Here is a 26,686-nt window from a genome sequence, read left to right on the forward strand (position 1 = left end):
ACTGTTTTCACGGCATAAGGCCGAGGCTTTTACGGTACTCGATTGGGCTTCTGCCACCAAGGGACATCTTGATGCGCGTTTCGTTATACCAATGGATGTAGGCGTCAACCTCGTCAATAAACTGGGCCACGGTGAACGCCCGCCAATCGCGAGGATAGAAGAACTCAGTCTTCAGGCGTCCGAAGAAGCCTTCACATGCGGCATTGTCCTGCGAGCTCGCCTTTCGTGACATCGAGCGAACGAGCTTCGCTGCGTCGATACGTTCCAGCCAGCCAGGCCAGCGATAGTGGCCTCCGCGATCGCTGTGGACGATGGGCCGCGCTTCGCTGTCAGCGATGGTCTCTACCGCTGCTTCAAGCATGGTATTTACAAGGTCGGCATCCGGTCTGGTCCCTATGGTCCAACTTATGACGAGGCCGTCGAAGCAATCGATGATTGGGGAAAGATAGACTTTTCCCGCTCGGATGTGGAACTCGGTGATATCGGTCAGCCACTTCTCGTTTGGCGCTGCCGCCTGGAATTTTCGGTTGATGATATTCTCCGGCGCAGGACTAATCTCACCCAGATATGAGCTGTAACGTCGGCGCTTCGGCTTTGGGACGATCAAAGCTTCCTGTTTCATCAGGCGCCGCACCACTTTTTCGGAGATCGAGATGGATTCCCGCGTCATATATGCTTTGAGGCGGCGGTACCCGTAGCAGCGATGATTGCTTTCGAAAGCCTCCTTCATGGCGTATCGAATGGGAAGATACTTATCTTCCAGATTCATGCGAGCGCGGTGGTAAAAATAAGAGCTGCGCGCGAGACCGAGCCGAGCCAACAGCGCTGGTGTCTTATACCGGTTTTTTAGGGCGACGATGAGCATGGTCTTTTCCCGATTGCTCAGGCTCCGCAAATCGCCGCCAAGTTCCTTTTTTATCATTTCACTCGCAGTCTTGAGCAGATCATGCTCAATCTGGAGCTCGCGGATGTCGCGCTGCAGGGCTTCACGCTGACGCTCCAACTCTTCAAGCTCTGGGGGAAGGGCACTCTTCTTGCGTTTCATCATGGCAGGAGCCTCCGGGCCAAGGATCTGTGTTTTCCAAGCATAGAGCGTCGGCCGACTAACTCCGAACTTTTCGGCCAGGGCCTGGGCACTTTCTTGACGGCTATATAGCCCGACCACAGCAGCCTGCTTCACGGCGTCAGAGTGGTTGCCAGGGCCATATGCCGCGTTGGAGGCCGGCTTCATGTCAGGAAAGGCCTCGCGTACCCAAGCCGTCATTGTGGCTCGGCCTGGATAGCCTAAAGCACTCAGCGTCCATGAGATGCAGCGGCCATGGGTTGCATAATGTTCTAACGCCACCTGCTTTTGCGCCAATGAGAATTTAGGCGGGCGCGGCACCGACCGTATCGGCAAGTCCTGCAGACGTTGGTATTCTCGATGCCACCCTTTCAGGGCGTTCTTCGTTGGATACCCCAACTCACGGATGGTGGCCTGCACGCGCTTGCCGAGCTTGATATAAAGCTTAACCGCGCGCAGTCGTTCTTCGTAGCTGTACATGGACTATCTCCAAGATAGTCCAAGTTTTCGTCCGCACCCCCGCCGGGTCAGTTCTCGGTGACAATCAACAGCATTGGCCTGCCCGCGCTATTGGGTCTTGTCTCAGAAAGCGGCCGAGCGAACGGTCGGGGTCGGCTGTCTTATCATGTCGGTTTTCGTATTACTGCCCATTCCATTCGCCAATGCCTTGCCGGCTCTCTCGGTCATTATGCTGGCTTTTAGCCTAGGCGAGCGCGATGGCCTTTGGCTTCTCGGCGGCGTGCTTATCGGGCTCGTTTCGATTACATTGGTCTTTGCTATCTTTGCGGCAGGCGCCTTTACCGTACTCAGCTTTTCTTGAACCGTCACAGTGTTTTCAAGACCCACACGTCTTGGGCTAAGGGACAGTCCCGCGGTGCTAGAAAAAACTATGCCCTACCAGATGTGTTGCATAGGCGAGCAAACGACGCGGGGCGTCCCGCTTGGAGACAAGAACGCCCGCGCAGAGTGTTGCGAGTGCGTTGATGCCTGTGTCCACTCAGCTCAGCGAAGTTGGCATTCTCAGTAAGGTTTTGTGCGCGATAACCCCTTTGGCCGGGCGGCTTGGCCAAACTCAGGGCGCAGCGCGAAGGGCGGTTTCAATCGCAGCGATGTCGATCTTTTTCATCTTCATCATGGCCGCTTGGGCACGTGCTGAGGCCGCGCGGTCTGGGTCCGAAAGCGCTTCCATAAGCACGCGTGGCGTGATCTGCCACCGATAACCCCAACGGTCCTTGCACCAGCCGCACATGATTTCCGCGCCCCCGTTGCCGACGATCGCGGTCCAAAGCCGGTCTGTCTCCGCTTGGTCCTCAGTGTAGACCTGCAACGAGTAGGCGTCATTCGGCTGCACCTGCGGCCCGGCGTTGAGAAGCGCATAGGGGAGGCCAAGGAGGGTCATCTCGACCACTTGAACCGTGCCCGCGGGGATGCCGGGAACGCCCTCGGGCACGCGGGTGATATTTTCTATTTCGGTGTCGGGAAAGGTAGCGGCATAGAACTCCGCAGCCTGTTCGGCCTCAGTATCGAACCAGAGGAAAACGGCGGCCTTGCGTTTGGTCATCGGCATTCTCCTTGCGGCGGGTGGCGAATCATTCGGCGGAATTTGTGCTGGCTTCGAAGACGGGGTTGAAGCCGCCCCAAACCATCCGCTTGCCATCGAAAGGCATGGAAAGCTCCTGCCAGCGGGGGTCCGTTTCCATAGAGGCCCCACAGCGGTCATGGCTCTCCTTGTCTGGCCAGACGACCCACGAAAAGCAAACGCTCTCGCCCTCTTCCAAGGCCACAGCGCGCTTGAAATCTGTTCGCGTGCCCTCGGGGATTTGGTCGCCCCAGCATTCGATGGTCGACAGCGCGCCGTAGTCGCGAAAAAGCGGCCAGGCTTTGCGGGCGCTTTCGATATAGGCCTCACGATTTCCATCGGGAACGGGGGTGAGGAAGCCAGCTACGTAGGTCATGACAGGTCTCCTGTTTTGCGCCTTAGTCCAATTCCACGTTGGAATTCGGTTCCGGGGGCGTCTAGGGGCTATGATACGTCTAATTAGGGTCGGTGGGTCTGCTTGGGGCGCCGCGATACGTGGTCCAGGCCGCGTCGTCGGCAGATATTATCCAGCATTAACCGAACACCGCACGGGCCATGCCGGGCGTCTTTAACGAGACGGGCCGAATAACCCCTTGGTGCGGATAAATGTATCGTCTCCTACATCGACAAGACCGTACGTCTCCGTCAGAAGAGATTGAGCTTCAGCTACAGAAACATCGCTGACCGTATGAGTGCCTCCCCGCGGGAAGTGCAGGGTGTTTCCTTCCAGCATATAACCGACTTCATAGAACCCACATGCACTGAAGAAGCGGTGTTGCATTTGGCCCTGTTTCGCAACTGGTTCGACCTGCTCATAGGTGCAGGCGGCAGAGGCTGTGCCAGCCCATCCAGCAGCCATGAAAGTAGCGAGTAAGATTTGTCTCATGGGGGGATCCTATGCATAATTCAGAGTGCTATTTTGATCATAACCTTGGTCCGGCGACACGCCTATCAGCTCGTTATTCATCAGCGAGATTTGACTTACACAAAGCGCTCTCAATGCCGTGGCGGTTCCCAAGCCATGCACATACCCCTCCAACGCAAAAGACCTCCACCGTTTCCAGCAGAGGCCCTTCATCAGTTGAGACACTAATGAGATTTACGCCACCAGCTTACTGCCGTAGTTCAATTTTGGCCAGTTTTTCTTGCAAAGCCCGTGCATAGGCATTGCGTGTTGTTTGAGCGATGGCTTTTTGAACAAGGCGCTGAAGCCCCACATCCACAGCTCGAATGTCCGTCAAGCTGTCCTGTCTTAGGATTTACCATCATTATCAATTTCTTGGCCGATCTCCATCTCTGCTTTTCTTACATAGGTAAAGGCCCCGCAATTATAAGATAACGGGACCCTACTTTTGCGGGCGGGCTAGATTTACGATCCTATAATTGCGATCTCGGGGCAGACCCATATACGGTATTCCATGCCCCTGGCGTCACCTGCTCTCGTCGTCATCCACAGAATGACCCATCCCGTGTAGGCGTCAAACCATACAGCGCATCTTCCAGTGATTTTTTTGGAGGTGCCTACCTGAGCGTGACCAGCGTCTCTGTATGATTCCAGGACATCTTGGAATCGCCCCTTATAAGGTTAGGCCAAACCATAGCTGCTCCAAAGCAAAAAGGCCTCCACCGTTTCCAGCAGAGGCCTTCTAGCAGGTAAACCAGGCAACTAAGTCTACAGATGTAACTTACTGTTGCGGCTCAACTTTAGCCAGCTCTTCTTGCAAAGCACGCGCATAAGCATTCCGTGCTGTCTGAGCGATAGCAGTCTGTTGTTGCAGCCGCTTTAGTTCAGCATCCACAGCACCGATATTCCCCAGTTGGCTCTTGGCTTCGTCTGTCAGCTTGTCCAGCTCATAGGACTTACCGTCGATGTCGATTGTTTGGCTGTTTGCCATGATTGCTCTCCTTACGTTTTCTGCAGAACCAGGTGGGGCAAGGGCTGGATTGAACCAACCCGGTGTTCAGAACTTCAAATACCAAAAGAGGGGACCCGAAGGCCCCCTCTCTGTCCAATCCGAGGATCGGTATTTAAGCGTCTTAGATGACGAAGTTGCTAGCGTCGAGATCGGACATGGAAATGCCTGTCAGCTCAATCAAACCATCTGTGGCAGAGAATGCACCATCATCGTCAGAGTCTGTGTAAAGGTATGTATTCCCATCAAACTCAAACACAACCGCTTCATCATTGCCGCTCAAGTTGGATGTGAAGGTAGCTGCATCGGTTACCGCGTCGAACAGATCATCGCCAGCGCCGGAACCGATGGTTGCCTGCTGAACGTTGGTCAGAGCGATTTGCGTCAGACCGGCTACATCCAGCGTGTCATCGTCCACGTTGAAATCAGCAATTTTGAAGATGTCGCTCTGGAAGTTTGCTTCAGCAGCGTCTGCGATGTTGGTAGTAGCACTCAGATCAATGAGGTCGTTGCCTGCACCAAGTGTAAGCGAGAGGCCTTGCTCAGCACCAGCGCTAACGAAAGTGTCGTCGCCAGCACCAAGGTCAACAGTCGCATCGTTCTGACCAGCAAGTGTTACCATGTTGTCGCCGGAACCCATGGTGACCGTAAGGTCTTCCACTGTTGCGGAGCTTGCAGTGTCGCCCGAACCTGTGAGGTCAACATCAACATCACCTGTAGCAGCCGATGCATTGAAGACTTCCAGAGTGGCTTCAGCCAGTGCGGTTCCGCCAACAGATTGGATAACGGCGTCGCCAGAGCCAGTAACGTTTACAGTTTGAAGACCATCCAGGTCGGCATCCAGGTTAACTGTGGTGGCACCGCCAGCAGCAGCGTCTACCGCATCAACGGAAACATTAACAGTTTCAACTGCATCAGCATCTGCTGTGATTTCAAAAGTAACCGCACCAGCTGCAGCAAGATCGGCAGCAAAGGTCGCCGCATCGCTATCGCCAGACAGATCATCTGCGAAAGCGATGTTCGCTGTTGAGCCAGCAGTGGAAACGCCGAATGCGGTAGCAAGCATAGCATTGGTGTAGGTACCGGCTGCGCCTGTTGTCCAAATCTGTTTGGCGCCAGTAACGCTCTGCAGATCAATTGTGTCGTCTTCACCATTGTTGATACGTTCAACGTTCTTGATGACCGGTACGACGGTAGTTGCGGCACCCGAAGAGATCGCGTCATCGGCAATGTTCAGCACATCGTTGCCTGCGCCACCGTCAATGATGTCAAAGCTCTCAAGCGAGTCATTAACAACAGCACGGATTGTGTCGTTGTTAGCTGTGCCTGTCAGCTGATCAACACCTGCAGTGAGCGTGAAGATGTCGCCCACAGTACCTGGACCTGGCACTGTGCCATCAGCGACGTACGCGTCTGTAGCTGCTTTAGCTTGAGCGACGGTCGCTTTGTCTTCGGTCACGCCGTTGACTGCGGCAACAGCTGCGGCTTTGGCTGCGGCGTCAAATTCGAAGCCAGCAACATTGCCTGTTTCCAGAGCAAAATCCAAACCAACTTCGACTTTGTTGTCCAGAACGGATTTGTCGAATGTACCGGCGGCTGCATCGTCACGTGCGCCCATGATGATTGCTTCGATCATGTCGGCGACGGAAACGCTACCGTCTTCCAGAACGCCAGTCCAGAATTCCAGACCTTCATCGTCAGGTGTGCGGCCGAACAGGTTCGCGTAGATATTTGTGATGAACGCGGCAGGCGAAGAAACGTCTGGCGTGGTCAAGTAAGGGTACAGCGCCACGGCTTCAGCGGAAGCTGCGAAGTCAGCTGCGATTGTGTTGAACTCACGACCGTTGTCGATTTGGTCAATCCAGAACTGAAGACCTGCTGGATCAGGAGCGCGGTCAAAGTACCCTACGTAGAGGGCTGTAATCGCATTGATTTGCGTAGAAGTTGCCATGTTTGTAATTCCTGCTTTGTGAAGGTTCACGATTTTCTTTTCACGAGCGACCGCGCGGCAAAAATCTTCCAAATAAGGCATTGTCGCCAGATCGCGGAATGATCGCTAATAGCGAACTAGCAAATTATCCGTCATCGAGCAAGCTTTATGTCCAGTAAAAAGTATACCAACTTCTTTCATATGATGTTATGGATACGGACAGGCATAGAACCGCCCAAAAATAACATCGGCAGCTCTTACTTCAGCTGCCGCAAACTTGGCTGGGTCCCCTATATAATGGGGTTTCACCGCGAACAGAAAGCTTCGTATGGCACACGACAAGATCACCCCTGCTGTCTCGCGCGATAAAGATGCGCGTACTGAATTGGGAAGCTGGCTGAGGACTCTGCGCGAAGCGCAGGGCTTATCGCAGCGTCAGCTCGCTGATGTTCTCGACTTGGACTACTACACCTTTATCTCTCAGCTTGAGACAGGCCGCGGCAAAATCCCAAGCGCGCGGTACCGCGATTGGGCAAACGCCCTTGAGCAAGAGCCTAAAGCCTTTATGAAAATTCTGCTGAAGTATTATGAGCCAGAAGCCTATGGGATGCTGTTTGGCGATGCAGAAAACGCCTAAAGGTCCGTTCTGACAGGCGCGGAAACTGTCTCGAGACGCTTTTGCAAACTTGGATGTAAGCCGCGTGCCGTTTGCTGCTCAAACCTCAACCGAAAGGCCAAGTCACGACCGGCGTTCAAAGAGGTTTCTTTGGCCAAAGAGACGATGCCTTGCGCATAGGAAGCGGGGGCATGATGCGCCTCGAAATAGGCCCGGCCTGCGGCACCAATCTCGTCCCCCGCGCGGCGATCAGCGGCAAGTCTCAAAAAGAGCGCGTGCAGTTGAGCGGCTTCATCGTCCACATCTACAAAATAGACCACGTCTTCAGGCAATCCCGCATACCAGCCTTCCCGGGTGACGACCGATGGCGCCCCCGCATTCCAGATGCGCAGCTGGCTGCCAGATGCTTCCCCCATGCTGGGATGGCGCAGGTTCAACACCAGATGGGCCTGGCGTAGCGCATCGTCCAAGACCGGCTCTGGGACAAACCCATGCAGATGTACCCGGCGGGCCAGGTTCAACTGGGTCAGCTTGTCATGTATGATGTCCGGGTTCCAAACCTTGCCCATCACGTCCAGCCGGTAGTCAAAATCCTCCGGCATCTGCGCCAAAACGTCCAAAACTTGCTCGAGCCGCCGGTTGGGGCCGATCCAGCCGAATTGCAAAAGCCGGACCGGGCCGCTTGAAGCCCGGCGCTGCGAGGGCGGGGGGCCTATTTTGAAGGGCAAGGGCAACACTTGGCAGGGCAAGTGAGGCAACCGTTCTTGCACCGCATTCGACGCAAATTGAGTATGTGTTAGCACGCCAAGCGCCTTGTCCAACACCAGCTCAAAGCCCGGCAATTGGGCAGAAATGACAGCCCCTTTTTCTTCTCGTTGCAAGCAGGCCTGGCCCTTGCGCCAGCCTTCCGCTCCATACCACTTTTCCAGCCCGGCCAAGTAGCTCGGCGCATCCCATTCGTATTGCCCGACGGCTTCGATCATCAGTTCTTGAATCGCGAGATCATGTAAGACCACAAAGGTGGGAATGCGTTGCGCGAGGCGCAAAAACCCCGCGTGGAAGACCCAAGAGTTCCCGATGTGCAGAAAGAGGATCTCTGGTCCTGTTCCGCAGCTGGCCGCGGCAAAATCTCTCGGCAAGACCGTATCCGGGTCAAACTTCTTGACCACACAATACCGCTCCAAGGACAGATCCCATTCCTGCGCATCAGTCCACAGAACAACCTCCGCCTTAGCGCTGAGCGCCGGCAGGATGCGTGCGGTGTAATGCGCAATATCGGTTTCAGCCGGGGGAAGGGGGCTGATCCAGTGAATTGTGGGGCGAGGCTCTGCGCTGCTCATCAAAGGGCTCGTTTGACTAAGGCCAAAAAGCTGGCCTCAGAACAAGACAGCTCCAGTGTGTTGGCCCGTCCCGTGCCAGTAAAAGCACCAACACCCGTCTGGAAAAGATGCAGCCGCAGCGTACCAGGGCCCGCCATATCAGGATCCCGGCGGAAGCTGAATGTGGTCTCCGCTCCCGGTGCCACGGCTTCGCTTAGCGGCAGAATGACATTGGTATGAACAAGATAATCCTCACCATTGATCCATTCAGCCAAAAGGGCCGTCGCCTGGTTGCCCGCAGCGGGCCACCATCCTGAAGAGGTGTTTTGGGCGGTGACTTGCGTGAGGCCGGTCTCGGCCTCATCCTTGGTCAAAACCAGTGTGCCCGACAGCCGCGCAGGATCACCATGATAAAGGCCAGCGGGCGGGGCGCTCGGCGCTCCTACTTTCCGCCCAACAAAGACGATCGTTTCTCCGCGCAGATGCAAGTCGTCCTCGCGGGCAATCATGAGGGCCGCAGTCGCCGGGTCCACGTGATCGTCGTAGACATCAGATGTCCCTAGGTAGTGGGTTTCAAAGCCGGCACCATGGGCGAGAGCTTCTACCTCATGTGGGGTGTATTCGCGGTTGTGCCGTCCATAGACCCCGCCCGTCGGGACGAAAAGGCCGAAAGAGTAGGGGGACTCGCGATCAAGCATCTTACGCACACCGCGGTGGCTGCCGACATTGGGTGTGGTGAGGATGATATGCCCTCCGGGTCGCAACACGCGGGCCGCTTGGGACAGGAAGAAATGCGGGTCCAGAGCGAGATGCTCAAAGATCTCCATGCCCAGCACCATGTCGAACTCTGCGTCCCCATAGGGCATAACATCGCGCTCGATGTTGGCGGGGCGCAGCTCGATATCAAAATCAGGGTAGGCTGGGTTCAGGCTTTTGACTGACTGCGCATAGGGATTTGGTCCTTCCCAGACCCCGCTCATTTTGACGTCCTCGAGCGCGTTGACGACCATGGCCTCAAAGGCCAGAGGTGGGAAGACCCCAACATCCAGAATATCGCGCGGGGCACAGTCTACGATATGGTGCAAAGTGGTCAGGTAACGCGTCCAATGCGAGCCCAGATATTGTGCCAATCCAGGCTCAACCGGCGCGGGACCCTCACCATTTTCTTGAGGCATGGTGTCAAAGGCATAGGCTTTCAACACGTCGGTGATAGAGGCAAAAGGCAAGGTCGGCGCTGGCGGCGGAGCCACGGCGGCCTGTACACGGGCCACTGCTTCTTCGGCCGGGGTGGCCGCGGCTTTCGCTTCAAGGGCCGCGATTTGCGCGGGTCCAGGGGCTGGTTTGGCCGTCTCCCCGGTCAGTGTTTCCACCACATGCTCCCAGGAAATGTTCAGACTATGATAGCGCTCGAGCCCGGCCTGGCCCATGGTTTCGGCCAAGGCTGCATCTTCATAAAGCGTGGTGAAAGCCTTTGAGAGCGCCTCCGCATCGGGCGAGGTGATCAATCCTTCTTGTTCGTGAGAAATGAACTCTAGCGGGCCACCGGCGTCGGTGGTGGTGATCACCGGCTTGCCCGAGAGCATGGCCTCCAATGTGATATAGCCCAGATCTTCATCTTGCGGCGTAAAGACGACGCCACGGGCCTGGGCATAGTGGCGGATCATTGTGTCATTATCGATGCCGCCCAGCCAATCGACGCGCCCCGAAATCCCCAAAGCCGCAGCCAGGCTGCGCAAGTCGTCCAGATAGGCAGGGTTCTCTGGCACGCCGGCGATGACCAAGCGCATTGGTCCAGGCGTCATGGCCAATGCGCGCAGCATCAGATCGACCCGCTTGGAGGGGTTCAGACGTCCCGGCGCGAAGAGATAGTCACCAAACGCGCCTTGAGCCATCCGGTCTGCGAGCGGTGGGGGGTGATACAAAGGCGTAGAGGGTAGACCAAGGTAAGTCTCCAACCGTCCGGCGACATTTTTCGAGTTCGCATAAATGGGGCGCGTGCTGCGTGCAAACGCCGCGCGGTCTTCAGCCCGGATCATATCGCGTGCCATCATCCCATCGGGGCTGTCCAGCAAGTCCGACGTGCCAGCATTCCACATGTCATAGGCTTGCCGATGCTGGTGGATCAACCAAAAGACCGGATTTGGGTGCCGCGCGAGATAGGCGGGGAATTTAAGCCCAATCATCATGTCGATGGGCACCCCTTCAGCTTCTGACAGGTCCACCAGCCGTGCTGATAGGATGCTATCGGTCAAGGTCTCAACGGGGTACCACTTGAAGGGCAGGGCGACTTCGCAAGCCTCATGACCATACTGCCGCAGGGCGCTCACCAAGCCAGCAGCATGGCGCTCTGCACCGCCGGTGACGAAGGGGACTTGGGTCCGAACAACACCAACCCGCATCTTAAGTCTCCCGAAGGGGTTTGTGCCCCAAGATGGCAAGATCCTGGGCGCCAAACATCAGATTGGCCAGGTCGGGGTCAAACCCTGGCTTTGCCATAAACTCAGCAAGCCTCTCATGTGGGTGCAGATGGCGCGTTTCGATGGGCTGAAACCCGATCGTTTCAAACAAGACATTCAGCACCGGATCGGTCATAGGACGCAGGTGCGTGGGATCGTTGTGAAAGGAAGTCGATCCTACCAGAACGTTGCGTGTATTGGGGGTTTCGAACAAGAGCACCCCGCCTGGGGCCAGCACGCGCATGGCTTCCCGGGTAATCCAGAGAACCTCTTCAAAAGGCAGATGCTCGATCAGATGGTGCGCGGTAATACAGGCTAAAGAATCGTCTTTGGCCTCAGTGAGCGCGCTGCGGGCGTCCCCGTAACGCGCATCCAGTCCTTCGCTCTGCACGTCTTCAATTTGTACAGGATTGGTATCAATGCCAATGGCGGTGATGCCTACATCATTCAGCAGGCCGAGCCATTCCCCGCGGCCGCAGCCGATGTCCATAACAGGTTTGCCGCCGGTGCGGATAACCGCGCTCTCAACATCGGGCAGATAGACGCGTAACCTGTTGCGGATGTCGGATGTGGTGCCGCGGTATTTGTTTTCCAGCCGGTGATAGAAACTGTCCATGACGGCCCCGAGCCCCCCCGCGTCCTTGGCGGCCGGGTCCGGCGGTGGGGGCTGTGTTTGCGTCCCTTGGGATGCGAGCAAGACCTGATCCAAGCGCCGGGAGAGTCCGACAAAATTACGCGCGAGCTCTGCATTGCGGGCCATTAGAACCTGGGTCTCGCCCTGAACCATTTGTTTGATTCCATTCCTCAACTGGCGCTCGCGGGTTTCCAAAGCATTGAAGCGCTCCTCGGTGGCTCGCATGTTGCGGTGCGCTTCTTTGGCCAAGCGCTCTGTGCGCCCGAGCTTGAAAAACGCAGCTATGTAGTCGCCAAAACGCTTGACCTTGCTCACATTATCTCCCATCGGATCTTCGGATTTTTCACCATGCCTACAGTCTATCTAGGTGTTTACTCTTCGCGCAAGCTCTTGAAAATTGCTTCGGACAGGGGGTCTAGCATGTACTGCAATACGGTCCTCTCACCTGTCAGGATCACCACATCTGCCGGCATGCCTGCGGTCAAACCCTCACGGATCTCATCCGTGAGATTTTCGTCCGGTACTTTGATACGTGCGAGGTAATAGGGCGCCTCGTTGGGGTCCTGGGTGGTCACCACATCTGTTGAGATCGATAGAACTTCGCCCAACACTACCTTTGACAGGCGGGCTTTGAAGGCCGAAAACCGTACTTCGGTTTCAAGCCCGGGGCGTACGTTATCCACATCCACGGGCGCGATCTTCGCATCAATAAGAAGCGTCTCATCGCTGGGGACGATCTCCATCAGGATTTCGCCAGAACGGATCACGGAGCCGCGGGTGGTGACGGCGAGGCTTTGCACCTTGCCGGTCGTGGGGGCCAGAATGGTTGTGCGCCGCATCTGATCGGCGGCTACCGTTAACTTTTCATTGATCTCGGAAATCTCGGAGCGCGCGGTCTTAAGCTCGCTGTTGGCACGTTCGCTATATTCTTGCTTGAGCTTGAGAATATTGAGCTGCGCCTCTCCGGCGGCGGCTTTTACTTGGGCGATATCGGACATGGCCGTCCCAATGCTGGCCTCGATCTGGATCACCTCATCTTGCATCTCAGAGAGGCGGTTGCTTTCGATCACGCCGCGCTCTTCGCCTGTGCGCATCCGCTCAAAGAGTTCGTTGCGCAGGGTATGGCGTCTTTCCACGGCGGCGAGCTGGACTTCGTAGCCTTCCGCTTGACCGTTCAACTGCTCTGCACGGAACTCGAGGATTTCAGTTTGCGACAAAAAGATTGATCGGCGGTCTTCAAAGATGTTGCGTTGGGCTTGCACCGCACTTTTCACGTAGGGGTCTTCAGCGTTAAGCAGGTCAGGGGAAAACTCGATCTCTTCATCAAAGGCCTGCTCTGCGACCAAACGGGCAATCAAGGCTTCCGAGGCGGCACGGCGCTGCTCGAGCACCCTTATTTCCGAGTTGATCTGGATGTTGTCGAGCACGAGCAGGGGGTCACCTTGCTCCACGAAAGCAGCCTCGCGCACCAAGATATCTTGAACGATACCGCCCTCAAGGTGCTGAACAACTTTGCGGTCGCTTTCCAGCGACACCACCCCAGGCGCCACAACAGCGCTGGCGATGATCGCAAAATAAGCCCAGGTGCCCAGGATGCCGAAGGTAATGAACAAGATAACATACCCTGCAAAGGAGTACTTTCGCGGGTTTGCCATCTTTTTCAGTTGGCCCGCAATCAGGGTTGATTGTGCTGTTGCCACGATTGAATCCTAAATTTCTGGTCGCTTTGTATGAATGAGAACTGTTTTGCCATTTTGACAAGGATCGGACCAGCGCCACATGTGGGTCTCGGTCAGATCCTGCCAAAGTTTACAGCTTGGCCGTGGACAGCGACAACGTTTGGGGCTGCTGCTGCGGCTTTTGTTGTTGAGGTTGCTGCTGGGGCTGCAACAGCTCCTTTGTGGCCACAAACCGCTGAACCGTTCCTTCTCTCAGGATCAAGGTGAAGTCGGTGGCACTCAGAATATTCGCCTTATGGGTCACTAGGACAATCGTCTTACCTTCACTCTTCAGTTGGGTGAGGCAACGTGCCAAGGCTTCTTCGCCTTCACTGTCCAAGTTTGCATTGGGCTCATCAAGCACCACCAGAGAGGGGTTGCCGAAAAGCGCCCGGGCCAATCCAACCCGCTGCCGTTGACCGCCAGACAAACGGCCGCCGCCGCTTCCAATTTGGGTGGCATAGCCGTCGTTCAGCCCGGAAATCATTTCGTGGGCCCCGGCAAGCTTGGCGGCTGCAATAATATCGTCGTCGGTGGCGTCGTCTATAAAGCGGGAAATGTTCTCGGCGACGGTACCCGCGAACAGTTTTACGTCCTGCGGCAGATAGCCGATGGTTTTGCCAAGCTGATTACGGTCCCAATGGGAAAGTTCCACCTGATCAAGGCGGATCGCGCCATTGATTGGGTCGCCCACACCGACCAGATGACGCGCAAGCGTAGACTTTCCCGACCCACTGGGACCAATAAGAGCCAATGTCTTTCCGGCTGGCAGATCAAAACTGACGCCCCGTAGGATCGTATCGCGGGTGCCGGGGACAACAGTCGTGACACCTTCGGCGCTGAGATGACCTTTAGGCTGGGGCTGTTGAAGACGCGTAGGCTCTTCTGCAACAGCTTCAAAGAGCTTTTTCAGGCGTGCATTGGATTGGCGCGCTGCAACAAATTCTTTCCACTGTCCGACGGCCTGCTCAACCGGAGCCAGAGCACGGCCCATCACGATAGAGGCCGCGATCATGACGCCTGCGGAGATCTCCCCTTTCATAGCGAGATAGGCACCCGTGCCGAGGATCGCGACCTGAAGGGCCATTCTGACGAATTTTGAGCTCGACATGACAGCACCGGCCCAGTCACTGGCGGTGGCTTGCGAAACGAGCATGCCATTGCGCTTGACCTGCCAACGTTGCGCCAGAGCATCTTGCATCCCCATTGCACGAATGACTTCCGCATTCTGCATCGTGGCCCCGGCAAATTCGGACGCTTGCTGGCCCTCGTTGTTGGCCGACTGCAGCGCATTGCGGGTCAAATATTCGTTGAGAAGCGCGAGGGTGAAGATGACGACCGTACCGGCCGTGGCCACCCATCCCAACCAAGGATGGAAAGCAAAGCAGAGCGCGAGAAAGATCGGGGTCCAGGGCACATCAAAAAAGGCCAACACACCTTGTCCGGTAATAAAACTGCGGACTTTATCTGCATCTCCCAGAGCGGTGCGCGCGCCACCGTTGGGATTGACTAGCTGCATCCGTGCCACGCGGTCAAACAGGGGCCGTGAGAGGATGCTGTCAAACTGCAAACCTGCCCGTACCAGCATACGCGAGCGAACAAACTCTAGCGTGCCATAGGTGATGAGAAGGGCCACTGCGACCACCGTGATCACCGCGAGCGTCATCTCGTTTCGGCTGGAAAGCACCCGATCATAGATCTGGAGCATATAAAGAGGACCTACGAACATCAGCAAATTCACAAAGAAGCTGAACAGGATCGTCGCCCCGAAAATGGAGCGAAACTTCTGGTAGGCCTGCTGGAGCGGGTTACTGGCACTCATTGGGTAAATATCTTTCACAGCCAAACATGGTCGCCTCGCTATAAACGCTTTTTTACTGAAGGTCACGCCCAGTATACGCAGGTTCAATTGCTAGGAAAGACTTCAATGTTTCGGTGGCAGATCGTCTTCAATGTCGTTTGCGAGCTCCATGGCAACCGCTTCTTTTTGAAACATGCGCGCAGATGGCCTTGCGGTCAAAATAGCCTCCGTGACGAACCAAGTGATCATGATCAGACTCGACACTGCGCGCATCAAAAGTATGCTTATGTATGACATATCTTGAAAGGACATGCCATGCCTTCAGCTGAACGAATGACAATTACGATGCCAACAGACATGGCAGAGGCACTGCGCCAGACCGTAGCTGGTGGCGAGTATGCCTCAACCAGTGAAGTTGTCCGCGAGGCGTTGCGCGACTGGACACGCAGCCGCAATGCCGAGCTGCGCGATCTTGAGGTCTTACGGAACGCGATCAAAGCTGGGCTGGACAGCGGACCGGGCATTCCGGCCGACCAGGTGTTTGTCGAGCTGCGTGCGCGTTACGCCGACAAGTCCTGATCGTGGCAAACGTCGTTATCCTGCCCGCTGCACGGGCAGACCTCATGGAGTTGGCGACTTCATCGCGCTCGACAATCGCCCTCGCGCCGCATCGTTCGTGGCCGAGATCGAGGCGAAGATTGTTGAAGTAGGCGAGCGCCCCGGCAGCTTCCAGAAGCGCGACGATCTGCACAAAGGGCTGCGTCACGTGCGGCATGGGCGTTACCTGATATTCTTCATCAAGGTAGGTGATGAAGTGCAGATCGTGCGGGTGATAGAAGGGTCGCGAGATCTGCCGGGTTTGTTTGAGCTTTAGATTACGAGACCCGTGATAGTCGTTCAAAAACGGTTCTTTGTTTGCGGCTCTGTTAAGCGGGATTGCGATATATCCGTCCGGGGTCATGGTTCTCTCCGAGGTCACGATCATCGTGTTTGTCCGCTTTCGGCTTTCCACCTGTTCCAATAGGCTCAAGCTGAACCCTCCTCACACGAGCCACTTCAAGGACCCACTATGCGTGATCCGCGTTACGATATTCTCTTTAAGCCTCTCAAGATTGGTCCTGTCACTACCCGCAACCGGTTTTACCAAGTGCCACATTGCACGGGTATGGGGCATCGATACCCGAAAGCTGAGGCGCGTCTGCGCGGGGTAAAAGCGGAAGGCGGATGGGGTGTGGTATCCACGCAAGAGGCTGAAATACATGCAAGCTCAGACCTAACCCCTGCAAATGAAGCGCGGATTTGGGAGGCGCAGGACATTCCAGCCCTGCGCCTCGTGACAGATGCAGTTCACGCACATGGCAGCCTGGCAGCGATCCAGCTGGTTCATAATGGACTTCATACAGCAAACCGCTACAGCCGAATTGCCCCCCTTGCGCCATCCGCAGCCGCCGTTGCCAGTGATGACCCGGTCCAGGCCCGGGCCATGGACAAGACCGACATCGCAGCCTTTCGCAAATGGCATGTGGAGGCCGCGCTGCGGGCAAAAGAGGCGGGGTTTGATATCATCTACGCCTATGCGGGCCACGATATGACCTTGCTGCAACATTTTCTGCTGGCGCGCCACAACCACCGTACAGATGAATATGGCGGCTCATTTGCAAACCGTCTGCGGTTGTTCCGAGAAGTGATTGAGGACACGAAAGAAGCTGTGGGTCAGACTTGCGCCGTCGCCGTGCGCTTGGCGGTTGATGAACTGATGGGCCGCGACGGCTTGCAGCACGATGGCGAGGCGCATGACATTATCGAGGCCTTGGCCGAAGAGCCTGATCTTTGGGATGTGAACCTGTCTGGGTGGTCAAACGACAGCCAGACCGCGCGGTTCTCCGACGAAGGGTTTCAAGAGAATTACACAGGCTTTGTGAAATCGGTCACCACAAAGCCTGTCGTGGGCGTGGGCCGCTATACATCGCCCGACACCATGGCGCGGGTGATCAAAAGCGGTCATCTGGACCTGATTGGCGCCGCGCGCCCTTCCATTGCCGATCCATTCCTGCCGAGCAAGATCGAGGCTGGGGAGGTCGAGGCAATCCGGGAGTGCATTGGGTGCAACATCTGCGTGATGGGCGACAACACCAGCGTGCCGATGCGGTGCACCCAAAACCCAACCCTCGGTGAGGAATGGCGGCGTGGCTGGCATCCCGAATTTATCCCGTCTCTTTCGCACCCTGACCCCTACCTAATCGTCGGCGGGGGTCCCGCCGGGCTGGAGGCCGCGCGCGCCTTGGCCCAACGGGGTGCAGAGGTCATCTTGTCTGAGGCAGGGGACACATGGGGAGGGCGTGTCACATTAGAAAGTGCCTTGCCCGGTCTTGCAACATGGGCTCGTGTTCGCGATTGGCGGCTCTGGCAGCTAAACCAAGCGCCGAATGTCGAAATGTACCTTAACAGCCCGCTTCAAGCATCTGATATTCTTGAGTTCGGCATGCCTCATGTCGCCCTTGCCACAGGGTCAACATGGCGGGCGGATGGGGTGGGTCGCGTGCATCGTCGCCCACTTGGTTTTTTGGATCCGGACCGTGTGTTGACGCCAGATGAAATCATGGCCAAAGGCGCATCGGCCGTCACGGATGAGGGGCCTGTCGTCGTCTTTGATGATGACCGTTTTTACATGGCAAGCGTTCTAGCTGAACTCTTGGCGACCGCAGGGCGCGATGTTGTGTTCGTCACACCGGCGCCCGTCGTGTCGCCCTGGTCGGAAACCACTTTGGAGCAGGACCGTATTCAGCGTCGCCTGATCGAAAAGCAAGTGCGCATTATCCCCCTGCACAGCCTTGCCGATATGTCCCCGGAGACGCTGACGCTCAGTTGTGTTTACACGGGAGACACTCAAGAGATTGCCTGCAACACAGTGGTCACTGTCACAACGCGGCGCCCCAACGATGCTCTCTGGGAAAACCTCCTTGCGGCCAAAGGGCAGTGGAGCGATTCCGGTATTCGCTCGGTAAGGCGAATTGGTGATTGTTACGCTCCAAGCCTCATCGCAGGGGCAGTTCAGTCGGGTCATACCTATGCTCGGCATGCCGGGCTTGAGGGAGAACCAGAATCCCTACGGGAAGATTTTGGACACGTGTAAAGGACCATCGGCCCCTAAAGGCCTAATTCGGTAACGCTTCCGAGGTCTTTCAATAGTACATAAGAAGGAGAATGAAGGTGCCCAATGGAGGTGGTTGAACGATGGACATCACCCTGATTAAAACGTTTATCGAAGTTGCGAATACCGGATCGTTTGTCGCTGCGCGCGACAGGCTTTTTGTCACGCAATCCGCGATCAGCCTGCGCATTCAGCGCCTCGAAGACAGCCTGGGGCATCAACTCTTCACCCGCTCGAAGGCCGGAGCTGTGCTCACCGCCGAAGGCCAGCAGTTTGAGCCCTACGCCCTCAGCCTTTTGAAGGTCTGGGAAGAAGCCCGGCAAAAAATCTCAGTTCCTCATGGCTATGAGCGTGCGCTGAGCATCGGCGCACAATATTCGCTCTGGCCGGGTTTGGGGTTTCGCTGGCTCGATGCCCTACAGGTCGAGATGCCGCAATTAAGCGTGCATGCGGAAATGGGCATGCCGGACCGCATCACGCGGTTTCTGGTCGAGGGCGTCGTGCAGGCTGCCCTGCTTTACACACCGCAACTGCGGCCGGGGTTGATCGTAGAGCCCGCCTTAGACGATGAACTGATCCTTGTGGCCTCTTATCCGGACGCAAGCTTGGAAAAGCTGTCGGGGTATGTCTCCGTGAACTGGGGGCCTGAATTCACCCACGCGCTTGCGCTCGCACTCCCGCATTTGACGGATTCAGGCCGCTCCATGGCCTTGGGGGCCCTCACGATGGAATATGTGGTCAACCGGCGATCAGTTGCATTCCTGCCCGCCCGGTCGGTAAGGCGCCATCTGGACGATGGAAAACTCTACATTGTGGCAGATGCGCCACGGTTCGCTTACCCGTCTTGGGTGGTCTGGCGTGAAGATTTGGATGAGGACCTGGCCGCGCTGGCCCGCAAGACGTTGAAGACCGTCGTACAGAAGGCTGAAAAATCTCAAGAAACTCTCGTGGGCGATTTGGGGGTCATGGCGGACTACGAGGCGGCCTCGGAGGGCGAAGCCAAAGATGAGTAATAATCTCTTTATCTATAATTCATTCGAATTATCCTCACGCTCCATGAGTCGGTAAATTGCACCCAGCAGAGATGCTTTCGGACCAGCCGCGGTTCAGATCACTTCTTTTGGGGAAGGATTGACCCATGAACATGCTCGTAAAATTTGCTACCGTTTCGACGCTGGCGCTGATCGTCGCTGCCCCGGCTTCAGCCCAAAGCACCCTGACAGGGGTGACCGAACTCAATGATCAAATCGACGACATCACCACAGAGGTAGAGCGCGACCAACGTCGTGGTGAAGACGCAGACCGCTTTGGACCGAATGGTGTGGCACAAGGCTGGCGCGGCTCTTTTGCCCTGACGGCCTCTGGCACTTCTGGCAACACCGACAATGGTGAGCTGGCTGGTGCAGGCCGCCTAACCTACGGGATTGGCGACTGGAACCACCTTATTGGCTTCGCCGTCGAATACGGCGAAGCAAACGGCACGAAGAACGAAGAGAAGTTCTTTGGTACCTATGAGGCCAGCCGCTACTTCACGCCAGAGTTCTACATGTTCGGCATTGGTCGCTTCCAATATGACGGCCTGCTGACCGATAATTCTGGTGCGATCTTGCCCGGCTCGGAAACCGATGCGTTCTTGGGCTTCGGTCCAGGCTACCGTGTCCTGAGCGAGCCGAACCACACATGGCGTGTCCAGGCAGGCCCCGGCGCGCGTTACTACAAAGATGCGGCTGGCGTATCTGACACCGAAGCCGGCTTCATCGTATCTTCGCGTTACTTCTATGCGCTCACCGATACGGTCTCTTTCACCAACGACACTGATGTTCTTGGGTCCGACACCAATACGATTGTGTCGAACGACGCGGGCGTCAATTTCAAGGTGTCCAACAACCTGTCGACCCGTCTAAGCTACCGCACAGACTATAACACAGATCCCACAGCCGGTTTGAAATCGACCGACAACACCATTGGCGTTTCGCTTGTGATGGGGTTTTAAGGACGAACGGATACCTTGGGTGGGATTTTACCTCGTGCCACCCAAGGGCCGTCAGAACAGGGAATGGGAGTCCATTCCCTGTTTTTGTTCTACGCTCTTTTTGACGGCCCGATGGTTTAAGCGATCAGCTCAACAGCGTGGGCGCACCACCTGTAGCGAAGATCTCTGTCAAACTCTCAACCTGTAGAGCCGTGCGGGCGCGGTCATGTTGCGGTTTCTCCCTCAGTCTCGATCTTCAAGGGTTCGCCGCAGTGTTTGCAGTGAATTGCATCTGTCTCATGCCGGTTCAGGCCACATTCAGGACATTTGTACTTAATCTTGGAAGGCTGGAAGATGGCACGCGCCAATTGCACAAAAAGCGCGACCCCCACGACCATGATAAATACCGATAAGAGTTTGCCGCTGGTCGTTGTCATGGTGATGTCACCAAAGCCAGTCGTGGTGAGCGTCGCCACCGTAAAATAGAGCGCGTCCACATATCCCGCGACACCTGTCTCTCCATCAAAGGCCAGCACAAAGACCAATGACGTGGTCACGAAGATGAAGACGAACAAATTGACGGCTGCGAGGATGGCATCTTCATGACGCCGAAAAAACAGACTGTCGCGCCGCAAATCGCGGAGCAGATGATAGGCGTGGATCAGCCGTAGCCCCCTCAGGACGCGGAGGAAGGCAAAGCTCCCAGGAAGAAAGGGGGCGAGCAGCAAAGACAGCGTCACGACCAGATCCGCAAGCGTATAGATGCGTGTTAGTTCCCGGCGCAGGTTGTTCGAAATCCAGAGCCGGGCCGCAAGGTCCAACGCAATGAGCAAGCCGAGCGCGGTGTTCACGCCGGTTATCGTCGGCGTTGCGGGTAGGGCGGCTGTCGCAATGAAATAAAGGATGGTCAGCGCATCAAAAATGATCAGCCCATAGCGAAACCGTCGGGCGCGCTGGCTTTGCCCGGTATAGAGCAGCCGGATTGTGCGGTGAATTTCTTCCATCTGTGCAACCTGCCACAGGTTCTTGACCGGCGCTATGCGCGGGCGCGCTTGGGCAAGCATCAATCACCACGCCCCGTTCTTTTGCGGGCAGCGAAGGGCCTAACTGCAAATGACGCAGCAAGGGCGCATAGGGCCTTTGGCGTCCAGGCAAAGGTGAAACTTTGTCCCTTTTCAGAGTGTTCATTAGGTAAGCGAAGGGGGAGAACATATGAAATACGTCCTATCAGCACTGCTTAACCTGGCCCCTTGATCAAATCCTCCATCAATCAGGACTGTCAGGCCACTCCTTCTCAGTACTGCCGGAGTTCGGCTCGGGCCATTACCCAATCCAAGTGGAGATGTGCAATACGCTTACGGATATGCGACCGCCTGAACTGCGCGCAGATGACATTGCAGAGGCCAAGCACGATATTGATCTCGCCCTGAAATTGGCTGCAGATGAGAAATAGAGAGAGGGTTGGTGCGGCCGTATTGAGATAAAGTCTGCCAAAAAGCGTGCGCCACGTCTGATATGAGATCGAAAATGCCTGATCTTTTAATCGCAAAGATGACTGACGGCTGATTTATACCGCTGCAGGTAAGAAGCACCTATCGAATAAAGCTGTGAGCCATTCGGCAACTGCAAGGCGTAGTGGCGCGTTCACTCCAAACAGAGCGCAGCTTGCGCCTGAAGGAGAAACGATATGGCCAATAAGACATTGAAGGAAGTCGCCGAACTTATGGCGCGGATCGATTTTTGCATGATGGAAACCCATAGTGAGGATGGCCTCATTGCTGCCCGCCCTATGAGCTCGAACGGCGATGTGGAGTATCGAGGACAGAGCTGGTTTTATAGCGATGAAGACAGCCGCAAAATCCGCGACCTAAGGAGCAATAACCGTGTTGGGTTGTCGTTCCAAGGTTCGGGCGGGGTGATGGGGCTTGTCGGCAAACCGGGCGCGATGGTCCACGTGCAGGGCCATGCGAGCTTGATCGACGATCACGCAACCTTTGAAGAGCACTGGGTGCCGGAACTCGAGTATTGGTTTAAAGAAGGGATAGACACCCCCGGGGATGATCATGATCCAGGTCCATGCCGACCGGAACCATTATTGGGACGGGATGGAGGCGGGAGAGGTCAGGCCGTAAGGCGCCAGCCGCCGCATTTCTTAGCCTGCATGGAAATGTGGGGCGTGGCCTTCAAAATGGCCATTACAGGTGCTGGCAGCAGGCCCGCGCGCAGAAGATTGATGTCTCTTTGCAAAATACAGGACGCGCTAAGGGCCCCCAAGTTCACTCTTTAGCCGTACAAAAGACTGGCATCGGGGGGCGATCTCGCTGTTGCAGAGGGGCGCGGGGTCTGACTTGCCACGCACGGCCACTTTGATGAACCCTCCTTCAACCGGCAGTTTTGCGAAGACAAGAAGCACCGTCGCTTCCCCGCCTACGCCTCTGCAATGGTTGAGAAAGAAACTGATCTGAACGGGTTCTCCGCAAACCGCGCGTCTCGAAGAGTTGGCAGTTATAACACCTTGGACTTTGCCCTCAAAATGATATGGTGGCGCAAAGGATTTGCTTGATGTCTGATGTTATTCGGTTTCCACGGTCTATTAGGTCGAGTGCTCTGGCCGTCTCTGGTCTGACTGAGGCAGAGGATGCGCCCGGCAGCTTCAAGATGTCAGACCTCTACGGCAGAGTAAGAGAAGATGAAGCTGTCGCTGATGGCCACTCTGAGGCTGACACCAACGTTTCCTTTCTCCAACAGCCCAGCAGCCTGCCTGCACCGGTCACAGGGTGGTCCAACCAGGAGTTGGCGGATCTTTACCGCACGCAACGGATCCTGGCGCTGGCCGGTGTGACGACCCAAGTGGATCGCGGGGTCACCGATGAAGGAGACCCGTGGTTTGTCTTCATGGACAGCCAAGACGAGGTGCTGGTGCACTTCAGCCGTTTTGACGGGGCCTATATGGTCACCAGTCAAATGCAGGACGCCCCCATCAAAGGCGACAGCTTGCAAGATCTGGTTGCTGAATTCTCACGCCGTGTGAAACCGGTAACGCAAGCCGGACAATCGGGGCAAAACGTTGTCTCGATCGCAAAGCGCAACCGCGATGTGGTCTTCATACACCCCGCAGCGGCTTTGGCAGCATTGGTGTGGTCGATCTATCTGATGTCAGATGAGCTCATCGCAGCCACCCCTATGATTGCTGCAGGAGAGGCTGAAGGCACAGGACCCACTTCCGTGGAAAAAAACGCAGTCGGCGACATCGACCCTGCGACAGATCACGCAGATGAGCTACCGCTCGTGGCGCAAAAAACGCCCCCGCTCCCCGCGGACCAGGACCTGACAAAACAGGGGGCAATCGCGTCCCCCAGCCGTGAAGGTTTGGCTCTGGGCTTCTCTGGACATGGCGCTAAAGTCGTAGGAGCCAGCTTGAGCCTTGTTGCTCTTGCCGCAGGCTTGCCCCTGCCTGCGGGCAATGCACTTGAAGCTGCAGATGAGAATGGCTCCTTGCAAAAGCTAAGCTTGGCAAGCCTGTCCGCAGCACTCACCCAAGTTAAAGAAAAAGAAGCTGCCCTTTTGATGGCCTCGGAGATCACCAAACTACAGCAGCGACAGATCGATGCGACGGCACCGTCTGATGAAGAAGGGCCAGCCGAGACGCCCACTATGGAGACGACCGCAGAGACGCCTGCGGCTTTTGAGATCGTACAACCAACGCATAGCACTGAAATTGCAATTCTTTCCACTCATGTACCGGAGGCATCCCCGAGTTCTATGGCGCGCGATGACGTTTCAGAGAGCGCCAAGAAAGTAAAAGAGGCCCCATCGGCATCTTCTGCAGATGCCGCGTCTGAGACCGCTAAAGAAATCAGTTTTCTGCAGAGCTTTGACGCAGCATTCGAGAGCTTCGAAATCACCAGCCTCGACAAAATTGCTGAAACTGAACTCACTCAATTGTTGGACCCTGGAGACACAAAGGATGTGCCAAATCCGCTAAGCCCGATCCAAGGCGTCCATGGCATTGAGACTTTTGATCAAGATGCGCGGGTTTTCCTAGATTTCTTGCTACACACCTATAGCAATATCAAAGTCGTCAACTTGGCCACAGAGATCATATTTATCCATATGGATGCCTTTGATGGAAACGACAGCGCGCATGAAATCTACGCCAAAAGCTGGTCGTTTGATGATGGCGGCACAATTTCCACCATCGGTTTCAAGAGTGACATGGCTCAATTTGATCTCATCGCCTGAGGGTCTCAGGCCCGCGGTTCCTGCCGAGTAAGGAACGGAAAGGGGCGTTGTCCCACTTTCTGTTTCTTTGGGCGGGTTCTACCTATCTTGTTTACGCGCCACAGCTGCCCTTCCTAGTTTGGTCAATTCTTGCGATGCTGGCCTTCACGGACATGTTTCGAGTCCGAACGATGAAGTGCATAGACAGTGGGTTTCCATAGGAGGGGGTCACGGTTTATCAGTTTCTTTCAAAGAGACGTAGAAAAGGCGCGCCCTCGCATGTCCAAGACTAAAATTGCCGTGGCCGGGATTGGCTATGTAGGACTGTCCAACGCCGTTTTGTTGGCCCAGCACAATGATGTAACAGCAGTGGATCTGAACCCGGATCGCGTAGCAGAAGTGAATGCGGGCCGTTCACCGATCGTGGATCCCGAGATTGAACGCTATCTGGCAGAAACACCCTTAAGCCTGCGCGCCACGACTGTTGCTGCTGAGGCTTACAGTGAGGCAGAGTTCGTCCTCATCGCCACGCCTACGAACTACGATCCGCAGACGAACGTCTTTGATACGTCCAGTGTCGAAGCGGTGGTGCGCGAAGTCATGGCTCTCAACACGAAGGCAACCATTGTCATCAAATCCACCGTGCCGGTGGGCTATACTGCAGCCCTTTGCGCAAAGCTTCAGACCGACCAGCTGATCTTCAGCCCCGAGTTTCTGCGCGAGGGCCGTGCTCTATATGACAACCTGCACCCGTCGCGGATCGTGGTGGGCGAAGACAGTGTTCGTGCGCGCCGTTTTGCAGCGCTTCTGGCCGAGGCAGCGCGCGCTCGCGATATCCCTATGCTCTTCACCGGCGCGGCCGAAGCTGAGGCAGTAAAGCTTTTTGCCAATACTTTCTTGGCCATGCGCGTCGCCTATTTTAACGAGATGGACAGCTATGCGCTGTCCAATGGGCTCGATACACGCCAAGTCATCGACGGCGTCTGTCTCGATCCGCGCATTGGCCAGCAATACAATAACCCTTCTTTCGGGTATGGGGGCTATTGCCTGCCCAAAGATACAAAGCAGTTGCTGGCCAATTATTCGGATGTTCCGCAAAATCTGATCCACGCGATCGTAGAGGCCAACCGCACCCGCAAAGACTTCATTGCCGAACGGATCCTTGCGTTAAACCCGCGCAAAGTCGGCATCTACCGGCTGGTGATGAAAACCGGATCTGATAATTTCCGTCAAAGTTCGGTGCAAGGGATCATGAAGCGACTGAAAGCCAAGGGCATCGAGGTTCTCGTCTATGAACCAGCGCTGCAGGAAGACAGCTTCTTTGGGTCCGCCGTGATCGAAGATCTCGATGCATTCAAGATGCAGGTGGATGTGATCGTAGCAAACCGCCGTCATACCGATCTTGAAGATGTCAGCGAGAAGGTTTTTACCCGAGATCTGTTTGGTGCTGACTGATGTGCGAGGGCAGGGCGCCTTCAGATCAAATCGCCCGCTTCAGCCGTTTTTCGCAGTCTTGTAGCGTTGTGCAGTAGGTAAGGCGTGTGCTTAATTTTGGCTTAAGCGACCACCAAGATCGGTGCTCATACGCTTGCAAACCTTTTCTGTCAGTCTCACCCTTTGTGCTTTGCTAAGCCCGAGCGCTGACCCTCGGGAAGTTGGACAAAGTACGTTTCATTAAATTACATCAGTGCTGCACGAACGTGTGCTTTTTAACGACCCCAAAAAAGCTGCAGGTAGGGCCATTAAACTTGGAGCAATTCTGTTGAGGCATGATCTTTATCAGCCCCTGAGTTGAATCGCGTAGCACAAGCGCGCAGTGATTACCGTCTAGGTTTTGACTGAAGGTAAGTTGCCCGTCCGATAAGGGCCTCAATTCCCCTGCAACTTCGCCAGAGCACTCCTTCCCTTTAATGCGCAGTACCGCTTGGCCTTGGAAAACCTTCAGCGTTCCTGTGCCGCCGTCCTGATCGGTTTCATAGCTGCCGTCGGAAAGTTCAAACGCCTGAAGGTCTTGGGGCGTGTTCAAAAATACGCAGGCTGCTGCCAGCAGCCCAATGTAGGAAGCTTTAATCTTCATGGTTCACCTTTATTTATGTCCATTAAAGGGGTGAACCCCTTTAATGAATCTCCTGCTGCTCTTTTATTAGGTGAGCGGCCTGCTAGGTCGTATCGGCCGCATCACGGTTGGCCCCCATGTGGGTTTCAGGATGGTGGACAGGCCCGCGCTCTGACAAGCCCTACATAAACAAAGTTTCCATATATTCCATTGAGCGAAGCGCCAAGGACACAGTTTTATCTTTCAAATTTTGAAGT

Annotated in this window: 23 protein-coding genes; 10 read left to right on the top strand and 13 right to left on the bottom strand. The window is 55.7% G+C overall.

The window, feature by feature from the left end; genetic code table 11:
• Window positions 1-7: 7 nt before the first annotated feature.
• Entirely contained in the window at window positions 8-1,543 is a 1,536-nt protein-coding gene (locus tag WNY61_RS19140) for an IS3 family transposase (RefSeq protein ID WP_342853039.1), read from the bottom strand.
• Between the two features lie 73 nt (window positions 1,544-1,616).
• Between WNY61_RS19140 and WNY61_RS19145 the strand changes: the two genes are divergently transcribed.
• Window positions 1,617-1,883 (top strand): exopolysaccharide biosynthesis protein, encoded by a 267-nt coding sequence (locus tag WNY61_RS19145; protein ID WP_342853040.1) that lies wholly within the window; start codon window positions 1,617-1,619, stop codon window positions 1,881-1,883.
• Window positions 1,884-2,135: 252 nt separating this feature from the next.
• Here the strand turns inward: WNY61_RS19145 and WNY61_RS19150 are convergent, their stop codons facing one another.
• The 5 genes from WNY61_RS19150 to WNY61_RS19170 all read right to left on the bottom strand — a co-directional run bounded on the left by WNY61_RS19150 (window position 2,136) and on the right by WNY61_RS19170 (window position 6,587).
• Entirely contained in the window at window positions 2,136-2,624 is a 489-nt protein-coding gene (locus WNY61_RS19150; RefSeq protein WP_342853041.1) for a VOC family protein, read from the bottom strand.
• 28 nt (window positions 2,625-2,652) lie between these two features.
• Entirely contained in the window at window positions 2,653-3,018 is a 366-nt protein-coding gene (locus tag WNY61_RS19155) for a DUF1428 domain-containing protein (RefSeq protein ID WP_342853042.1), read from the bottom strand.
• A 192-nt stretch (window positions 3,019-3,210) separates the two neighbouring features.
• A complete protein-coding gene (locus tag WNY61_RS19160; RefSeq protein ID WP_342853043.1) occupies window positions 3,211-3,528 on the bottom strand; it encodes a hypothetical protein in 318 nt (105 codons plus the stop codon).
• Between the two features lie 799 nt (window positions 3,529-4,327).
• Window positions 4,328-4,537 (bottom strand): hypothetical protein, encoded by a 210-nt coding sequence (locus tag WNY61_RS19165; RefSeq protein ID WP_342853044.1) that lies wholly within the window; start codon window positions 4,535-4,537, stop codon window positions 4,328-4,330.
• 142 nt (window positions 4,538-4,679) lie between these two features.
• Window positions 4,680-6,587, bottom strand: coding sequence for a DUF4214 domain-containing protein (locus WNY61_RS19170; protein ID WP_342853045.1), 1,908 nt, complete (start codon window positions 6,585-6,587; stop codon window positions 4,680-4,682).
• A gap of 226 nt (window positions 6,588-6,813) precedes the next feature.
• Here WNY61_RS19170 and WNY61_RS19175 point away from each other — a divergent pair, with 226 nt between their 5' ends.
• A complete protein-coding gene (locus WNY61_RS19175) occupies window positions 6,814-7,122 on the top strand; it encodes a helix-turn-helix transcriptional regulator (RefSeq protein ID WP_342853046.1) in 309 nt (102 codons plus the stop codon).
• On the opposite strand, the gene WNY61_RS19180 is transcribed toward WNY61_RS19175, so the two are convergent.
• The 5 genes from WNY61_RS19180 to WNY61_RS19200 all read right to left on the bottom strand — a co-directional run bounded on the left by WNY61_RS19180 (window position 7,119) and on the right by WNY61_RS19200 (window position 15,050).
• Window positions 7,119-8,441, bottom strand: a complete 1,323-nt coding sequence (locus WNY61_RS19180) for a glycosyltransferase family 1 protein (RefSeq protein WP_342853047.1) — start codon at window positions 8,439-8,441, stop codon at window positions 7,119-7,121. The two genes, WNY61_RS19175 and WNY61_RS19180, sit on opposite strands and share 4 nt — an antisense overlap.
• Complete coding sequence (locus WNY61_RS19185; protein ID WP_342853048.1) at window positions 8,441-10,819, bottom strand: glycosyltransferase; 2,379 nt, start codon at window positions 10,817-10,819, stop codon at window positions 8,441-8,443. Before WNY61_RS19185 ends, WNY61_RS19180 begins: the two co-directional genes overlap by 1 nt.
• Before the next feature lies 1 nt (window position 10,820).
• Entirely contained in the window at window positions 10,821-11,825 is a 1,005-nt protein-coding gene (locus WNY61_RS19190) for a class I SAM-dependent methyltransferase (RefSeq protein WP_113075756.1), read from the bottom strand.
• A gap of 56 nt (window positions 11,826-11,881) precedes the next feature.
• The gene (locus WNY61_RS19195) at window positions 11,882-13,210 is read right to left on the bottom strand and encodes an HlyD family type I secretion periplasmic adaptor subunit (RefSeq protein ID WP_342853049.1); all 1,329 of its coding nucleotides are present in this window, start codon (window positions 13,208-13,210) and stop codon (window positions 11,882-11,884) included.
• Window positions 13,211-13,319: 109 nt separating this feature from the next.
• Entirely contained in the window at window positions 13,320-15,050 is a 1,731-nt protein-coding gene (locus WNY61_RS19200) for a type I secretion system permease/ATPase (RefSeq protein WP_342853050.1), read from the bottom strand.
• 324 nt (window positions 15,051-15,374) lie between these two features.
• Between WNY61_RS19200 and WNY61_RS19205 the strand changes: the two genes are divergently transcribed.
• The 5 genes from WNY61_RS19205 (at window position 15,375) to WNY61_RS19225 (ending at window position 20,173) form a co-directional block, all read left to right on the top strand.
• Window positions 15,375-15,608, top strand: coding sequence for a type II toxin-antitoxin system ParD family antitoxin (locus tag WNY61_RS19205; RefSeq protein WP_342853051.1), 234 nt, complete (start codon window positions 15,375-15,377; stop codon window positions 15,606-15,608).
• A complete protein-coding gene (locus tag WNY61_RS19210; protein ID WP_342853052.1) occupies window positions 15,583-15,903 on the top strand; it encodes a type II toxin-antitoxin system RelE/ParE family toxin in 321 nt (106 codons plus the stop codon). The genes WNY61_RS19205 and WNY61_RS19210 overlap by 26 nt, the downstream gene beginning before the upstream one ends.
• 195 nt (window positions 15,904-16,098) lie before the next feature.
• Window positions 16,099-18,162: an FAD-dependent oxidoreductase gene (locus tag WNY61_RS19215; RefSeq protein WP_342853053.1), complete on the top strand. Its 2,064-nt coding sequence runs from the start codon at window positions 16,099-16,101 to the stop codon at window positions 18,160-18,162.
• A 101-nt stretch (window positions 18,163-18,263) separates the two neighbouring features.
• The gene (locus tag WNY61_RS19220) at window positions 18,264-19,193 is read left to right on the top strand and encodes a LysR family transcriptional regulator (RefSeq protein WP_342853054.1); all 930 of its coding nucleotides are present in this window, start codon (window positions 18,264-18,266) and stop codon (window positions 19,191-19,193) included.
• 125 nt (window positions 19,194-19,318) lie between these two features.
• Window positions 19,319-20,173, top strand: coding sequence for a DUF481 domain-containing protein (locus tag WNY61_RS19225; protein ID WP_342853055.1), 855 nt, complete (start codon window positions 19,319-19,321; stop codon window positions 20,171-20,173).
• A gap of 203 nt (window positions 20,174-20,376) precedes the next feature.
• Here WNY61_RS19225 and WNY61_RS19230 read toward each other — a convergent pair whose 3' ends face one another.
• Window positions 20,377-21,216, bottom strand: a complete 840-nt coding sequence (locus tag WNY61_RS19230; RefSeq protein WP_342853056.1) for an ion channel — start codon at window positions 21,214-21,216, stop codon at window positions 20,377-20,379.
• 623 nt (window positions 21,217-21,839) lie between these two features.
• On the opposite strand from WNY61_RS19230, the gene WNY61_RS19235 reads away from it, so the two are divergent.
• From WNY61_RS19235 to WNY61_RS19245, 3 genes are all read left to right on the top strand, one after another.
• The gene (locus WNY61_RS19235) at window positions 21,840-22,439 is read left to right on the top strand and encodes a pyridoxamine 5'-phosphate oxidase family protein (RefSeq protein ID WP_342853057.1); all 600 of its coding nucleotides are present in this window, start codon (window positions 21,840-21,842) and stop codon (window positions 22,437-22,439) included.
• A gap of 662 nt (window positions 22,440-23,101) precedes the next feature.
• Window positions 23,102-24,394 carry a hypothetical protein gene (locus tag WNY61_RS19240; RefSeq protein WP_342853058.1) on the top strand — a complete coding sequence of 431 codons (1,293 nt, stop codon included), beginning with the start codon at window positions 23,102-23,104 and terminating at the stop codon, window positions 24,392-24,394.
• A gap of 258 nt (window positions 24,395-24,652) precedes the next feature.
• The gene (locus tag WNY61_RS19245; protein ID WP_342853059.1) at window positions 24,653-25,828 is read left to right on the top strand and encodes a nucleotide sugar dehydrogenase; all 1,176 of its coding nucleotides are present in this window, start codon (window positions 24,653-24,655) and stop codon (window positions 25,826-25,828) included.
• A gap of 229 nt (window positions 25,829-26,057) precedes the next feature.
• On the opposite strand, the gene WNY61_RS19250 is transcribed toward WNY61_RS19245, so the two are convergent.
• Window positions 26,058-26,450 carry a hypothetical protein gene (locus WNY61_RS19250; protein ID WP_342853060.1) on the bottom strand — a complete coding sequence of 131 codons (393 nt, stop codon included), beginning with the start codon at window positions 26,448-26,450 and terminating at the stop codon, window positions 26,058-26,060.
• Between the last annotated feature and the right edge of the window lie 236 nt (window positions 26,451-26,686).

It is taken from the genome of Sulfitobacter sp. AS92, from assembly GCF_038900015.1.
Classification (GTDB): Bacteria; Pseudomonadota; Alphaproteobacteria; order Rhodobacterales; family Rhodobacteraceae; genus Sulfitobacter.

Coding starts and splice junctions, on each gene's coding strand:
- WNY61_RS19185 (WP_342853048.1), bottom strand. CDS start 10,819: ATGCGGGTTGGTGTTGTTCGGACCCAAGTCCCCTTCGTCACCGGCGGT.
- WNY61_RS19235 (WP_342853057.1), top strand. CDS start 21,840: ATGGCCAATAAGACATTGAAGGAAGTCGCCGAACTTATGGCGCGGATC.
- WNY61_RS19205 (WP_342853051.1), top strand. CDS start 15,375: ATGCCAACAGACATGGCAGAGGCACTGCGCCAGACCGTAGCTGGTGGC.
- WNY61_RS19240 (WP_342853058.1), top strand. CDS start 23,102: ATGGTCACCAGTCAAATGCAGGACGCCCCCATCAAAGGCGACAGCTTG.
- WNY61_RS19170 (WP_342853045.1), bottom strand. CDS start 6,587: ATGCCTTATTTGGAAGATTTTTGCCGCGCGGTCGCTCGTGAAAAGAAA.
- WNY61_RS19225 (WP_342853055.1), top strand. CDS start 19,319: ATGAACATGCTCGTAAAATTTGCTACCGTTTCGACGCTGGCGCTGATC.
- WNY61_RS19150 (WP_342853041.1), bottom strand. CDS start 2,624: ATGACCAAACGCAAGGCCGCCGTTTTCCTCTGGTTCGATACTGAGGCC.
- WNY61_RS19220 (WP_342853054.1), top strand. CDS start 18,264: ATGGACATCACCCTGATTAAAACGTTTATCGAAGTTGCGAATACCGGA.
- WNY61_RS19180 (WP_342853047.1), bottom strand. CDS start 8,441: ATGAGCAGCGCAGAGCCTCGCCCCACAATTCACTGGATCAGCCCCCTT.
- WNY61_RS19200 (WP_342853050.1), bottom strand. CDS start 15,050: ATGAGTGCCAGTAACCCGCTCCAGCAGGCCTACCAGAAGTTTCGCTCC.
- WNY61_RS19230 (WP_342853056.1), bottom strand. CDS start 21,216: ATGCTTGCCCAAGCGCGCCCGCGCATAGCGCCGGTCAAGAACCTGTGG.
- WNY61_RS19175 (WP_342853046.1), top strand. CDS start 6,814: ATGGCACACGACAAGATCACCCCTGCTGTCTCGCGCGATAAAGATGCG.
- WNY61_RS19250 (WP_342853060.1), bottom strand. CDS start 26,450: ATGAAGATTAAAGCTTCCTACATTGGGCTGCTGGCAGCAGCCTGCGTA.
- WNY61_RS19140 (WP_342853039.1), bottom strand. CDS start 1,543: ATGTACAGCTACGAAGAACGACTGCGCGCGGTTAAGCTTTATATCAAG.
- WNY61_RS19215 (WP_342853053.1), top strand. CDS start 16,099: ATGCGTGATCCGCGTTACGATATTCTCTTTAAGCCTCTCAAGATTGGT.
- WNY61_RS19245 (WP_342853059.1), top strand. CDS start 24,653: ATGTCCAAGACTAAAATTGCCGTGGCCGGGATTGGCTATGTAGGACTG.
- WNY61_RS19155 (WP_342853042.1), bottom strand. CDS start 3,018: ATGACCTACGTAGCTGGCTTCCTCACCCCCGTTCCCGATGGAAATCGT.
- WNY61_RS19165 (WP_342853044.1), bottom strand. CDS start 4,537: ATGGCAAACAGCCAAACAATCGACATCGACGGTAAGTCCTATGAGCTG.
- WNY61_RS19160 (WP_342853043.1), bottom strand. CDS start 3,528: ATGAGACAAATCTTACTCGCTACTTTCATGGCTGCTGGATGGGCTGGC.